Source organism: Micromonospora endophytica, assembly GCF_003236305.1.
Classification (GTDB): Bacteria; Actinomycetota; Actinomycetes; order Mycobacteriales; family Micromonosporaceae; genus Micromonospora; species Micromonospora endophytica.
This window is the reverse complement of the sequence record NZ_POTX01000012.1, coordinates 19,771-33,613: the sequence shown is the minus strand read 5'-3', so window position 1 is coordinate 33,613 and position 13,843 is coordinate 19,771. Positions and strand designations below refer to the sequence as shown.

12 protein-coding genes are annotated in these 13,843 nt (G+C 68.4%); 2 read left to right on the top strand and 10 right to left on the bottom strand.

Translation table 11 applies throughout. The annotated features are described in order from the left end of the window. Nucleotides 1-66: 66 nt before the first annotated feature. Entirely contained in the window at nt 67-2,334 is a 2,268-nt protein-coding gene (locus C1I93_RS03365; RefSeq protein WP_111241723.1) for an alpha-L-fucosidase, read from the bottom strand. Nucleotides 2,335-3,005: 671 nt separating this feature from the next. On the opposite strand from C1I93_RS03365, the gene C1I93_RS03360 reads away from it, so the two are divergent. Next, nucleotides 3,006-4,619: an FAD-dependent monooxygenase gene (locus C1I93_RS03360; protein ID WP_111241722.1), complete on the top strand. Its 1,614-nt coding sequence runs from the start codon at nt 3,006-3,008 to the stop codon at nt 4,617-4,619. 19 nt (nt 4,620-4,638) lie between these two features. Here the strand turns inward: C1I93_RS03360 and C1I93_RS03355 are convergent, their stop codons facing one another. The 4 genes from C1I93_RS03355 to C1I93_RS03340 are packed head-to-tail and all read right to left on the bottom strand — an operon-like array spanning nt 4,639 to nt 7,826. Then, nucleotides 4,639-5,265, bottom strand: coding sequence for a class I SAM-dependent methyltransferase (locus C1I93_RS03355; RefSeq protein ID WP_111241721.1), 627 nt, complete (start codon nt 5,263-5,265; stop codon nt 4,639-4,641). Continuing rightward, nucleotides 5,262-6,377, bottom strand: coding sequence for a thiamine-phosphate kinase (gene thiL / locus C1I93_RS03350; protein ID WP_181444996.1), 1,116 nt, complete (start codon nt 6,375-6,377; stop codon nt 5,262-5,264). The genes C1I93_RS03355 and thiL overlap by 4 nt, the downstream gene beginning before the upstream one ends. Then, nucleotides 6,374-7,054, bottom strand: coding sequence for a (d)CMP kinase (locus C1I93_RS03345; protein ID WP_111241719.1), 681 nt, complete (start codon nt 7,052-7,054; stop codon nt 6,374-6,376). Before C1I93_RS03345 ends, thiL begins: the two co-directional genes overlap by 4 nt. Before the next feature lie 31 nt (nt 7,055-7,085). Beyond that, nucleotides 7,086-7,826, bottom strand: coding sequence for an HIT family protein (locus C1I93_RS03340; RefSeq protein ID WP_146603417.1), 741 nt, complete (start codon nt 7,824-7,826; stop codon nt 7,086-7,088). 74 nt (nt 7,827-7,900) lie between these two features. Here C1I93_RS03340 and C1I93_RS03335 point away from each other — a divergent pair, with 74 nt between their 5' ends. Then, on the top strand, nt 7,901-8,665 hold the full coding sequence (locus tag C1I93_RS03335; RefSeq protein WP_146603416.1) for a hypothetical protein: 765 nt from the start codon (nt 7,901-7,903) through the stop codon (nt 8,663-8,665). Between the two features lie 5 nt (nt 8,666-8,670). Here C1I93_RS03335 and C1I93_RS03330 read toward each other — a convergent pair whose 3' ends face one another. The 5 genes from C1I93_RS03330 to C1I93_RS03310 all read right to left on the bottom strand — a co-directional run bounded on the left by C1I93_RS03330 (nt 8,671) and on the right by C1I93_RS03310 (nt 13,640). Then, complete coding sequence (locus C1I93_RS03330; RefSeq protein WP_212808463.1) at nt 8,671-9,147, bottom strand: HIT family protein; 477 nt, start codon at nt 9,145-9,147, stop codon at nt 8,671-8,673. A gap of 192 nt (nt 9,148-9,339) precedes the next feature. Then, nucleotides 9,340-10,488: a serine hydrolase domain-containing protein gene (locus C1I93_RS03325; protein WP_111241715.1), complete on the bottom strand. Its 1,149-nt coding sequence runs from the start codon at nt 10,486-10,488 to the stop codon at nt 9,340-9,342. 4 nt (nt 10,489-10,492) lie between these two features. Further along, a complete protein-coding gene (locus C1I93_RS03320) occupies nt 10,493-11,320 on the bottom strand; it encodes a carbohydrate ABC transporter permease (protein WP_111241714.1) in 828 nt (275 codons plus the stop codon). Beyond that, nucleotides 11,317-12,282 (bottom strand): carbohydrate ABC transporter permease, encoded by a 966-nt coding sequence (locus C1I93_RS03315; RefSeq protein WP_111241713.1) that lies wholly within the window; start codon nt 12,280-12,282, stop codon nt 11,317-11,319. The genes C1I93_RS03320 and C1I93_RS03315 overlap by 4 nt, the downstream gene beginning before the upstream one ends. Further along, nucleotides 12,279-13,640, bottom strand: a complete 1,362-nt coding sequence (locus tag C1I93_RS03310) for an ABC transporter substrate-binding protein (RefSeq protein WP_111241712.1) — start codon at nt 13,638-13,640, stop codon at nt 12,279-12,281. Before C1I93_RS03310 ends, C1I93_RS03315 begins: the two co-directional genes overlap by 4 nt. Nucleotides 13,641-13,843 lie beyond the last annotated feature (203 nt).

Here is a 13,843-nt window from a genome sequence, read left to right as displayed (position 1 = left end):
GTGATCCGACGCGTGCCCGCCGTGAGGGATCACGGCGACGCACGCGTCGGAGGTGTTAGCGAAGGTTCAGGCGGTGGTGATGTTCCACATCAGGTTGGTGTTGCCGTCCCAGCTCCACTGCTTGACCGTGGAGCCGGAGGCGACCTGACCACCGCCGTCGAGCACCAGCCCGGTGCCCCGGTTGGTGATCCGGTACCGGCGGTTGCCCTGGTCGGTGATCTGCCACTGTTGGTTGTTGCTGCCGTTCCACGCCGCCTGTTGCGCCGCCGCGCCGTTGCCGGTCTGGCCGAAGCCGTCGATGACCATGCCGTTGGTCCGGTTGACGATCCGGTAGTAGCCGGTGCCCAGGTCGACGATCTGCCACTGAAGGTTGCTGTTGCTGTCCCAGGTCCACTGCTTCAGCGGCGAGCCGGAGGCGACGTTGCCGCCGCTGTCCAGCGCCAGTCCGTTGGTCACGTTCGTGATCCGCAGGTACGTGCTCGGGTTGAAGGTGACCCGCAGCGAGGCGATGGCGTCGTTGTTGCCGGTGTTGCGCAGGTCGCTGTTGTCGGAGTTGAACGTCCAGCTGGTGCCGGAGAAGTTGTCGTTGGCGTACCCGACAAGCTGGTGACCGGCGGTGACCCGGACCGACGAGATGCTCCGCAGCCCGATCCCGGCGGACTGCAACTGCGCCGCGGTGTAGCTGCCGATCGAGAGGTTGGCACCGCTGTCGTAGCCGGTGTTCTGGTAGACGCTGACCACAGGCGAGACCGAGGTTCCGCCGCCGAGGGTCGGGATCGGCCCGTTGAAGGTCAGCTTCACCACGTACGCCGGCGCGCTGAACGGCGCGCTCGCCGAAGGCAGGGTGATCCGCAGTCCGCTGGCGTCCTGGGTGCGGTTCGGCAGGTTGACGTAGCTGCCGGCGGTGTTGTCGAGCAGCTGCACGCCCGTCAGGGAGCTGAGGTTGATCCGGTTCGACGAGAGGGTGGTGATGTTCACCGAGCTGCCCGGCCAACCGAGGATCGTCGCGTACAGCACGCGGTTGTCCTTGCTGCGGGTGAACCGGATGTCCTGCGCGTTGCCGGCGACCGGCGCGACGAAGTAGCCGCCGCCCATCCGGGTCGGCCCCTCCCCGAAGGTGGTCCAGGCCCGGGTGGAGTAGATCGACTCACCGAAGCGCCGCAGGTAGTCACCGATGCTGCGCAGGAGCGTCTGCTGCCCGGCCGGGATGGTGCCGTCGGCCATCGGCGCGATGTTGAGCACCATGTTGCCGTTCTTGCTCACCCGGTCGATCAGCGAGTGCAGCATCTGGTTGAGCGTGTAGTAGCCGATCCCGACCGTGTAGCACCAGCTGGAGCTGCTGATGCTGTCGTCGGTGAGCCAGTAGGGCTCACGCAGCTCGGCCGGACCGCCGCGCTCGTAGTCGTAGACCGCGCCGCCGCGCTCCAGGCCGTCCTTGTAGGTCGCGACGACCTCCTTGTCCCAGGCCACCGCACGGTTGTAGTAGTACGCCAGGAAGCGCAGTCGCTGCGCCTCGCTGATCCGGTGCAGGTCGAAGTCCTGCCAGATGATGTCCGGCTGGGACTGGTCGATGATCTCCCGGAGCTTGTCGTACCAGAGCTGCTCCTCCGCGGCGGTGCCCAGCTGCCCGTAGAGCTTGCGCAGGCTCGGGTCGGACTGCTGCGGCGCCCACTGGTAGAAGCCGGTGAAGTTGAAGGCGTGGTGCATCGCGACCAGGACCTTGAGGCCCCGGGCCCGGATCGCGTCGGTGTGCAGTTTCAGCAGGTCCAGCCGGGGGCCGCGAGCCACCGAGTTCCACTCGTTGACCTGGCTGTTCCACATGGAGAAGCCGTCGTGGTGCTCGGCCACCGGGCCGGCGAACTTCGCCCCGGCGTCGACGAAGAGCTGCGCCCACTCGTTCGGGTCGAAGTTGCCGCCGGCCGAACGCAACCGGGGGGCGAACTGCACGAACCGGCCCGAGCGGTCGTTCGCACCGTTGATGAAGTTGTGGTACGGCCAGGCCGACGGCTCGCCGTACGTGTTGCGGTGGTGGTTGTTCTCGCCCGATCCGGCGTTGTACATGTTGCGCGGGTACCACTCGTTGGCGAACGCCGGGACGCTGAAGACGCCCCAGTGGTAGTAGATGCCGAACTTGGCGTCCTGGAACCACTCGGCCGCGGCCGGGTGCTGGCCGACCGACGCCCAACTCTCGGTGTAGTTGGACGGGCCGGGGATGGCGGCGTGGGCCGGTAGCGGGCGGATGACGCCGCCGGCGCCGACTCCGACCGCGGCGGCGGCCCCACCCGCGCCGAGGGCAGTCAGCAGCGTACGACGGGAGACAGGGGGACGGGACATGACGATCCCTCCAAAACACGGTGGCGGGGGGTGTGGTGGTGGTGGAGCTCACGTGCCTCAGACATCAGACGTTAGGGGTAACCGCCATGTAACGTCAACGTCCCGTTCGCCGAAATATCCGCACCGGGGCTGCCGCAGAGGCGATCAGCACGCGTGAACACATCTGATGATTTTGCCCGGGGCGCGGTCGCGCGGCAGCTGGCGCATCCTGGCGCGGCCGAGCGAGCCGAAGCGCCGGGTCGCCGATGTGGCGGGCACATCCGCGTGGTCGCGGCCCCCGCCTGCCATCCAGGGAATCCATGCGAACGTTAACATCGATGGCTCTAAAAGCGCTACGGTCTTGTTGCCGTTCCCCTGCGGGCGCAGGTAGGGGTCCACTGCCGGGCGACCGTCGACCGGCGCAGCCCGACGTCGGAGCCGGCGTGCCGGCCCCAGCGGCTCTCCTCAGGCCCGCGCGCGCTTGCCGCCCCGCCCGTTCGCGTCCTTGTCGCGCAGCGGCATCTGAATGGTGAAATCGCGCAGGTGCCCAGCCGCTGCCGCCCCACCACGGGTACATCTGATGACTGGAGCAACAATCTGCGCTCGCGCAGACTTGCGTGCGCGCAACTTTTTTGCCTAGGCTGGCCCCGTCGTCAGGCGATCTCGCCACACCAGAAACAGGAGGCATTCGCGTGTCCGTTGACGTCGTCATCGTGGGGGCCGGCCCCACCGGACTGATGCTGGCTTGCGAGCTGGCTCTTGCCGGCGTGCAGCCGGTGGTACTGGAACAACGGGACGAGCCGAACCCGCACCCCAAGGCGAACGGCCTGCTCGGACAGGTGGTCCGAGTGATCGATCACCGCGGGCTGCACGAACGGCTGACCGGAAGCACCGCAGCCCCCGCGCCGAACTCCACGTACTTCATGTTCGGCGGTCTGGGCCTCGACCTCAGCCTGCTCACCTGGAGCCCGGTGTACACCCTGCCGGCCACCCAGCAGAAGATCGAGGAGACCCTCGCGGAGCGCGCTGTCCAGTTGGGCGTACGGATCAGACGCGGCCACGAACTCGTCGGTCTGTCCCAGGACGCGCAGGGAGTCACGCTGCGGATCGCCACCGCCGAGGACGGATACGAACTGCGTACCCGTTTCGTCGTGGGTGCCGACGGTGCGCACAGTGCCACCCGCAAGCTCGCCGGAATCGAGTTCCCGGGTGTCCACCACGACCGGATGACGGTCCGATCGGCGCACGTCATGGTGTCCCCGGGCTGGATCGACCCCGGCTCCGGCGCACTCCAGGTGCCTGGGCACGGTGCGGTGCCGCCGTTCCTGCCACACCGCACCGAGCACGGCGGGTTCTCCTACGCGCCGCTGCCCGGACAGCCACCCCTGATCACCACCACCGAATGGGACCAACCCGCACCGGTCGGACCGATGACCCTTGCCGAACTGGGCGACAGCATCCAACGCGTACTCGGCGTCGAGGTGCCGCTCCAGCAGCCCGACGGTTCTGGCCCGCACGTACTCCGGCGGATGACGGGTGGACACACCCGGGTAGCCACGCGATACGCGGATCGGCGGGTTTTCCTCATCGGCGACGCCGCCCACGTGTTCGGTGCCACCAGTGGCGGGCCAGGGCTCAACCTCGGCCTACAGGACGCCGTCAACCTGGGCTGGAAGTTGGCATCGACCATTCACGGCAACGCCCCGGCCGGCCTGCTCGACTCCTTCGAGGCCGAGCGGCGGCCCGCCGCGGAACGCATGATCGTCAACGCAAGGGCCCAGGCCGCGCTCATCGCACCCGGCAGTGACGTCACCGGACTACGCGAACTCTTCAGCGAACTCCTGACCGACCCGGCGGTGGTGGCTCGGCTGGCCCACCTCACGGCCGGAGCCGACATGCGCTACGACATGGGACCGGCATCCGCACATTCCCTCGCCGGAAGGTTCAGCCCGGAACTGACCGTACAGACCCCGGCCGGCTCGGCGCGGATCGCGGAACTGACCCATTCCGCACGCCCCCTGTTGGTGGACATGACGCCGGCCGACGTCTTCGCGGAAGCCCTGTCCGACTGGCGCGACCGCATCGACATCGTCCGCACGGAGCCCCTCGCGCCGCCAGCCGCAGAACCCGAGGCGGGCGACGAGCCGCCGTCGGCGCTCCTGCTGCGCCCGGACTGCTATGTGGCCTGGGCTTCGTCCACCCACCGACCCGACAGCACCGAGGTGGACGATCTTCGCGACACGGTCACCCGGTGGTTCGGCGCCGCGTCCTGCGGTCACCACCGCTGCGCACCCGATCTGATCTGACCGGGTGAGTGCAGAGCGTTCAGGGTCGTACGGTCGTGGCGGTGAACCAGTCCTTGCGTGCGCTCTTGTCCAGCTGCGTCACCCGCAACCCCACCGCGCGACAGACGTCGGCGAACTCCGCGGGGGCGAAGTAGGTGAACCAGCGGGGTGCGGGAAAGTCGTCAGTGCTGCGCCATCCGTCCTGGCCGCCGTGCTTCATGCTGACCAGCGCCTTGCCACCGGGCATGAGGGTACGCCGGATGCCGGCGAGCGCCGCGGCGGTGTAGGGCTTGGGCAGGTGCAGCAGGACACCGCTGGCGATGATGCCGGCGAAGCGGTCGGACCGCAACGGCAGCGCCAGGGCGTCGCCGCAGACGGCACTGCGCGTCCCCAGTCGTGCCGCTGTCACGGTGAGCAGTTCGAGGGTGACGTCGGCGAGGATGACGGTCCTGCCGGTCGCCGCGGTCAGCTGTGCGTCCCGGCCGGCTCCGCAGCCGAGATCCAGCACAGGACCGTCCGGCAGCGAGCCCAGGAACGTCTCCAGCTCCTGCTGGAGTCCAGGGAATCGGCGGTAGCTGACGGTCATCGCGGTGTAGTGCTCGACGAGCGTGGCGTAGGACCGGCGGACCTGGGCGGTCCCCTCCCAGACCGCGGTGGTGGCGGTCACGGCGTGGCGGTGGTCGCCGCGGTGACGCCGGCGACGAGGCCGCTGACGTCGCTCGCCTGGTGTTTCCACGCGACGCCGGGCAGGGCGTGGCGGGTGCCGTCGCGGCCGGTGAAGGCCACCCCGGTCTCCGGTGGGGTGGCACGGCCGATGACGTCGAAGGTCAGGCCGCTGCGCGCGAAGGCGTCCCGGCACGCGTCGAGCCGGTCGGCGGGGACGGTGAAAGCCAACTGGAAGTCTGCCGAGGCACTCATCGCGAGGGTGATGTCGTCGGACCCGATGAGTTTGGCGACCGCGCTGACGGCCGGATGGATCGCGATGTCGTCCTCGGCGACGTCGAAGCCGACCCCACTGGCGGCGGCGAGTTGTTCGATGGTGGCCTTGAGTCCGTCGGAGGTGTCCTGACAGGCGGTGGCGTAGCCGCCGGTGCAGAGCAGCCGGCCCTCGGCCACCCGCGCGCGCGGCCGACGCCAACCCGCCAGGAGGTCCTGTTCCAGGTGCTCCGGCAAGGTCCAGCCGTTGGCGTGCCGCTTGGGAAAGTAGGCGACCGCCGCGCCCAGGATCCCGCACGGGCCGGTGACGCAGAGATGGTCGCCGGGCCGGGCTCCGCGTCGGGTGAGAGCGGTTCCGGTGCGGCAGATGCCGATGGCGGATCCGGACAGCACGATACGTTCGGCGTTGCCGATGTCGCCGCCGACATTGAGCGTGCCGGAATCCGTGCAGGCCCGGTGGATACCGGCCATGATGTCGAGAAACCCGTCATCGTCGAGGTCGTGCGGGTAGCGGACCACGGTGAGGACTCCGATGGGTGCGGCACCCATCGCGGCGATGTCGCTCAGATTGGCGGCCACCACGTAGTAGCCGATGTCGAAGTTCGTCAGCAGACCCTGCTCGTACAGGGCGAATTTGGCGCCGCGGACGTAGTCGGATCCGACCACGAGAGTGACCGGACCGTCGAGGTCGTAGATCGCGCAGTCGTCGGTCGAGTCGGCGCCCGCGGTCAGGGTGGCGTGCGGGCCGTCGCCGAGGACGGCCCCGGACTGCCCGGAGAGGAAGGCCCCGACGAGCTTCGCGACCCGCGTCGGTTCGTCGGAGTGGCTGGTGGCGGAGGTCATCGGCATTCTCCCAGGTGGTGCAGGACAGCCCGCACGGCCGCGGGTGTCGGCAGGAATGTGGTGTCCAGGACGAGGCCGCGCGGTTGGCGGCTGACGTGCTCGCGGGTGATGTCATCGAGCCTGGTGACTGGTCCGACATTGACCGCCCGCTCGGGCTGGGTCCGGTACTGGGCGCGGCGACGTTCCCGCCGGACCGCCTCCATGGCGGTGAGGAACACGTGGCAGTCGGCGTTCGTCATGAGCGTCGTCGCGCAGTCGCGGCCGACGACGATCATGCGTTCGTGACCTCCGATGATGGCGCGATGATGGTCGGTGATGTCGCGCCGCCATGCCGGGTCGGCGGAGATGAACCGTAGTTGCTGTTCCACTTCAGCTGACCAGATGGCGTCGGTGATGTCTTCCCCGTGGTAAACGACAGCCGGGAGGGCCGGTCGCGCCCCCGGTGCGGCCAACTCGTGGCGCAGCACGTCGAAGAGGCGGCCGTCGGGCGGCAGCGGACCGCGTGATGCGGCGTAGGCGACAGCGCGGTAGGTCAGCCCGGTGTCGAGTACGCGTGTGCCCAGCCGCGACGCGAGCGCGTACGCGAGGCTGGTCTTGCCACTGGCGCTCGGCCCGTCAATGGAGATCGCCACGCCGTGCCGCATGAGAGAGTCCTTCTGCCGGACGCTGAGATGCATCAATGTATGCCACCGGCACCAACGCGCCCGGTCACGCGCGCACGGCTGGCGCCGTCGGGACCTTCGCGAGCCGCTCGCGCCAGCCCTGCGTGGCGACCATCGTCGCCCGGAGGAGGTTTTTGCGGATCACCAGCGACCAGTCCCACTCCGGATCAGGAATGCCGAGCATGGCGCCCACCGCGGAGCGAAGATACTGGGCGCGGACGCGGCGCTGGGCATCGAATGCGACATGGCTGCTGTCGCCATAACAACAGTAGTAGTAAGGTCGGTCGGCTGCCGCGAATTGCCGCAGGGCCGTGAAGTCGGGCAGCGGGACAGCCACCAGTCCATCGCGCGCGATCACATCGACCAGGCGCGCTCCGTCGATGGGGAGAACGTGCCAGTGGGCATGGGTGATACACGCCGACGGGATCGTCGAAGAAGATCCGTGCTCCAGGATGGTCATCTGTCCGAAGGTCGCGACGTACAGCGGTCGCAGGAGACACAGCGCGGAGCGGACGAGGTCGGACCGCGCGGCGTCGAGATGACCGAAGCTCAGGTAGTGCCGTTCCGGCAGCAGCAGCAGGTGACCCACGGTCAACGGTGACGGGTCCGCGATGAGCCGAAAGCCCGACATGGACGCGATCTCTCGGCTGGCCGGATCCCCCCGGTAGGTCGCGGTGAAGCTGTTGACGTCACCAGAACGCAGTTCGTCACAGAGTTCGGCACCGTTACACAGTGGCGTCGCACCCACGCCTGCCTCCACCGCAGAAAGTGAAGCGTACGAATACACGGTAGCACCGTGCTTTACGTGGAAATTGCATCCGGCCGCAATCTTGACTTGCCGATACGACTTAGCATTTACCCATGCGGCCCCTTACCGCAAAGATCGTCGATCGCGCGATTATGCTGACCGCGACCTGTGTCCTGGTCGCACAGCAGTACGCCGTACCCTCGGCCTCGTTCTGGAACGATCTCGTGGGTGGCCGTGGTTATCTGATCGCCATTCTGGTAACGGTCATCGCAGCCTTCGGCGCGCTCACACCAGCCCAGATCTGGTCAGAACGGTCCCAGATGGCCCGGCGCACCGCCGTTCGTCACCAGATCCTCAATCACTTCGGACGGCTGCTCGCGATCGCCTCGCGGGTCGACCCCAAACCTTCCGCGTCCGACCTCGGCCTGCACGTCTGGCGGGTCACCTGGTCGCTGCGCCGGCCACGGCGCCGCTTGATCCGCATCGCCACGTACCGGCTGGGCAGCACACCGGCGACGAGAACCTTCGAGCCCGGGCGGGGTGTCGGTGTCGTCGGCCTCTGCTGGAAACGCAACGAGGAGGTGGCCGTCGACGTCGAGCGGCTCGCCGGAAAGTTGACCACGCACGTCGATTACGACGAGTACGCCACGGCTGAGGGTGCCGACGCGGTCATGAATCTCGCCTGGCCGGAGTTTGCCCGGGTGCGGCACCGCGGCGCCGTCTTCGCCAGCCCCATCCGCAACGGGCGTGGCGAGTTCATCGGCTGCGTCAGCGTCGATGCCAGTTCCGGATTCGCCACTCTCGCCAACGACGAACTCTGGCACGAACTCAACTCGCTGTGCATGCTGCTCGGCGACGACGGTCTCCTGCACGTCTGAGCGCCTCAGCGCAGCACCCCGGATCCCTTCTGCAGGGCCTGGGTCGTCGCGGCCCGCCAGGTTTCCGGGTCACAGTTGGGCAGGATCTGCCGGATGCCGCCCGCCGGATTCTCGACATCGCCGAACCGGCGCGGAATCACGTGGATGTGCAGGTGGTCGATGCTCCGGCCGGCCGCGCGCCCCTCGTTGACCCCGATGGTCCAGCCCTCCGGCCGCAGCCGTCGAGTCAGGTCGGTGCGCACGGCCAGGATCAGCGCGAAGGCGTCCTGAAGCTCTTCGGGCGTGAGGTCGAAGAACGACTCGACGTGGCGCTTCGGAACGATCTCGGTGTGTCCCTCGGAGGCGGGGAAGTTGTCCAGCCGGGCGAAGCAGGTCGCGTTGCGATGCGAGATCTGGTTGAGTCGCGCGTCGTCCTGTCGGCAGAACAGGCAGTTCAGCGACAGGTCTTCAGAAACGTCCAGCTTCAGGTCTTCTGGTCCCACGCAGCCCCTCCACCGCCGACCACCGACCGCACGCGCAGAGCGCCGTGTGACGTCCGATGGCGCCATACTACAAGGCCGGCATCGGCCGACGCGGGAAGCGACCGGGTCGTCGCCACGCGTCACCACCGGAGCGGACCGGCGGACCGGCCTCCGATCCGCCGGTCCACCCCCCGTCTGACCTGCCTCGCCGCGCTATCCCGCCAGGCAGTCGCGGACCGCCGCGCTGAGCAGGTTGGCGCGTACGTCGTCGGCACCGCCCATCTGGTTGACCACGTAGCCGAAGCCCACCTGGTGGGTGTCGTCGGCGAAGGCGAGGTGGCCGCCCGCACCGTCGTGACCGAAGCTGCGGGGACCGAGCATCGGGCGCGGCACCGAGTGCACGAGGAATCCGGTGCCCCAGCGGTGTCCGCCGTCGGGGTCCCCGTACACCTGCTGGCCGGCGGCCCGGACGGTGATCGCGTCGTCGACGGAGGCCGTGGTGAGCAGCCGTGTCCCGCCGACCTCGCAGACGCAGGCGGCGTAGAGGCGGGCCAGGCTCTCGGCGGTGCTGACCGCCCCCGCACCCGGGATCTGGGCGGCCTGGATGGCCGGGTCGTTGAAGCTGACCAGACCGAACTTGTCGGCGGGGAAGGCGAACGCCCCGCCCATGGTGATCCCCTGTTCGGCGACCGGGTGGATCGGCGCACCGGGACCATCGATCGGTGCCAGCATCCAGGCGACCGTGTCGCGTTCGGCGGCCGGCAGACCGAGCCAGGTACGCAGCCCGAGTGGCTCGCCGAGGCTGCGGGCGAGGAACACCCCGGGCAGCTCACCGGTGATCCGCCGGATCACCTCGCCGACCAGCCAGCCGTAGGTGATCGGGTGGTAGCTGTGGGCGGTGCCGGGCTGCCACAGCGGGGTCTGCGCCTCGATCGCCGCGATCACCGGATCCCAGGCGAGCACTTCCTCGCGGGTGAACGACCTGTCCAGAGTGGGTAGGCCGGACTGGTGGGTGAGCAGCCAGCGGACCGGGATCTCCGCCTTGCCGTGCGCGCCGAACTCCGGCCAGTAGCGGACGACCGGGGCGTCCAGGTCGAGTCGGCCCTCCTGCACCAGCAGGTAGGTGCAGATCGCCATGATCCCCTTGGTGACGGAGAAGACGACGGCGGGCGTCTCGGCGGTCCAGGGACGGCCGGTGCGGGAGTCGGCCAGGCCGCCGTACAGGTCGACGACCTTGCGGCCGTGCCGGTAGACGGCGACCGCGGCGCCCACCTCCCCCCGGTGGGCGAAGTTGTCCCGGAACACGTCGGCGACCGGGCCGAAGCCTTCGTCGACGTCACCGTGGATCTGCGGGTCGGTCAACTCGCTATCCCTTCACGGAGCCTTGGAGCAGGGCCTTGATGAACTGGCGCTGGAAGATCAGGAACACGATAAGGGTCGGGGTGAGGATGAGCAGCGATCCGGCGCAGAGCAGCACCAGATCCGTGCCCCACTGTCCCTGGAACGCGCCCAGTGCACCAGCCATCGTCCGTTTGGTGGCGTCGTCGACCATCACGATGGCGAGCAGGAACTGGTTCCAGGTCCAGAGGAACAGCAGGATGGTCAGCGAAGCGATAGCCGGGCGGGCCAGTGGCACGTGCACCCGCCAGAACAGCTGCCAGGTGTTGCTGCCGTCGACCCGGGCCGCCTCGGACAACTCGCGCGGCACGTTGGTGAAGTGGGCCCGCATCCAGAACACCGCGAACGGCATGTAGAGGCCGATCAGCGGCAGGATGATGGCCCACCTGGTGTTGAGCAGGCCGAGGTCGCGCATCTGGTAGTACAGCGGGGTGACCACCGCCTCGAAGGGCAGGGTCAGGCCGAGCAGCAGCAGCCCGAAGGCGATGTGTCCGCCGGGCACCCGCAGGTGGCCGAGCCCGAAGCCGGCCATGGTGGCGATGAGTACGCCGATCGGCACCACCCCGGCGACGATGAGCATGCTCGACTTGAGCAGGGCACCCATGTTCGCCGCGGTGAACGCGTCGGCGAAGTTGCTCCACTGTGGATCCGACGGCCAGGCCAGACCGGTGGGTACGGTGCCGCGCGGTTGCAGCGCCGCCGAGAGCATGCTCAGGAACGGCAGCAGGGTGACCACGACGAGCGCGATCAGGAAGATCCGTCCGGTCAGCCGTTCGCTGCGACTGGTCAGGTTCACGCCTTCTCTCCTCGGGTCAGCCGCTGGATCGGCAGCACGCAGAGCAGGACCAGCAGCATCAGCACCACACCCAGGGCCGAGGCGAGACCGACCTGCCGCTGGGAGAAGGCGAGCCGGTAGATCTCCAGGCCCGGCACGGTGGTCTGGATGCCCGGACCACCGCTGGTGGAGATGTAGACGATGTCGAAGCTGGCCAGGGCCGCGATGACGGTAACGGTGAGACAGACACCGATCTCCTGACGCAGGCTGGGCAGGGTGACCGCGAAGAACTCGCGGATCGGACCGGCGCCGTCCATCCGGGCCGCCTCGTAGAGCGACGGATCGATCTTGCTCATGCCGGTGACCAGCAGGATCGTGCAGAGGCCGAGCATGACCCAGGTGCCGATCACACCGACCGCCGGCAACGCGGTGCTGAACTCACCGAGCCAGGACTTGGTGAGCCCGTCCAGACCGACGGCCCGCAGCGCCTGGTTGATCAGACCACTGCTGGAGAGCATCCAGCTCCAGGCGATACCGGCTGCCACCAGCGGGATCACCTGGGGCAGGAAGAGCACGGTACGCACCACGGTGCCGGCCGGGCCGCCTGTGATCCGCCGGACCAGGCTGGCCACCAGCAGGCCGAGCGCGACCGGGATGAAACTGAAGAAGATGATCAGCACGAAGGCGTTCGTAATGATCTTCAGCAGGTCGCGGTCGGTGAAGACGGTCAGGTAGTTCTCCAGCCCCACGAAGGTGGCCGCGCCGATGCCGTTCCACTGGTACAGCGAATACTGCACCGTCAGCACGAGCGGGCGCAGCACGAAGAACCCGTACATGAGCAGGGCGGGTAGCACCCAGATCCAGCCGACCCACTGCGCCGTACGACTCCACCGCCGCTTGCGGTGCGGCCGCGCGGGGTTGCCCCCGCCGGGCCGGGACGCGATGCCCGATCCGGCGGGGGCGCTGCCGAGGGCAGACGTCATCGGTTGAGTTCCTTCTCGTACTCGGCCTGGACCGCCTTCACGTACCCCTCGGGGGTCTGCTGGCCGGCGATCAGCTTCTGCATCTCGGGGGTGATGGCCGCGGCGAAGATGCCGCCGGTCGCGTTCGCGGTGAAGTCGACAGCGCCGTTGTCGGCACCGAGCTGCTGCGACGCGGCGAGGGTCTCGGCCAGGACGGTGCCCTCACCCACCGGCGGCAGGGCCAGGTCGCTCGGACCGCCCGGGTGCGAGCCGCCGACGTTCACCGAGATCTCCCGGGCCTTGTCGTTGGTGTGCAACCAGTTGAGGAAGTAGGCCGCGGCGTCGGGGTTCTTCGCCCGGGCACCGACGCCGAAGGTGTTCGGCGCGGACATCGCCACGTTCTTGGCCTCGGCGGTCTCACCCGGGAAGAGGAAGAACCCGACCTCGCCCGCCATGTTCTTGTCCAGGTTCGCCGACTCCCAGTCGCCGTTGAACATGAACAGGCCGTTGCCCTTCTGGAACTCGCCCATCATCGCCGTGTAGTCGATGGCGTTGGCGTCCTTGGGGAAGTAACCGGCCTTGGCCCACTTCTCGATGGCCTGGGCGGCCTTGAGCGAGGCGGGGGTGTCGAAGGTGGCACCGGGCTTCTGGAAGATCCAGTCGGCGATCTGGCTGGGGTCACCGAACTGGTTCTGCAGCGCCTGGTACGGGAAGTTGATGCCTGCGGTGTTCTTGTTGAACTGCATGATCGGCAGCAGGTTCGCCGACTTGGCCTTGGCCAGCAGGTCCTCGAACTCGGCGATGGTGGCCGGCGGCTGGGTCATGCCGATCTGCTCGGCCTGCTTCTTGTTGTAGAACACGCCGGTGACGCTGTAGCCGAGCCCCATGCCGTACAGGGCACCGCTGCCCCGCTCGGCACCACCGTCGGCGAGCCGCAGCTGTACCAGCGACGAGGCGGGGAACTTGTCCCAGCCGTACGCGTCGAAGTACGGGTCGAGGTTCTTCAGCAGCCCGTCCTTGACCAGGTCGACCATGGTGGGCAGCCGGATGATGTCGGGCGCGTTGTCCGAGGCGAGCACCCGGGGCGCGTTCTCCACGATGACGGTGAACTGGTCCTCGCGGACGTTGAACTTGACGTTCGGGTGCTGCTTGGTGAACTCGTCGGCGAGCGCCTTGGCCAGCGGGAAGCCGGTCTCGGCGTACATCTCCAGGGTGATCGGGTCGGTTCCCAGTTCCGTGCTGACCGCGGTGTCGGAGTCCTCCGACGTGGTCGGCTCGGAGCCGGGGGCGCTGCACGCGGTGATGGTCAGGCCGGCGGTCAGCAGTGGCACCAGCAGCGCCAGCCGGCGGCGGCTGAATCTGGTCGAGAACTCCAGCACCTCAATGCTCCTTGACTAGTTCGCGGGCCGCGCTTGTCGACGGTCGGTGCGACGTCCCACGGTGCCGGTCGGTGCCCGGTACGGTGGGGCGACGCGCGCCGACGCCGGCTCGCGGTGCCCAATGAAGATTTCGGCGGATCATGCCTTCCGCCGGCGGCTGAACCTCGTCGCTAAACTGATTTAGCAGAGCATGCGCGTGATGC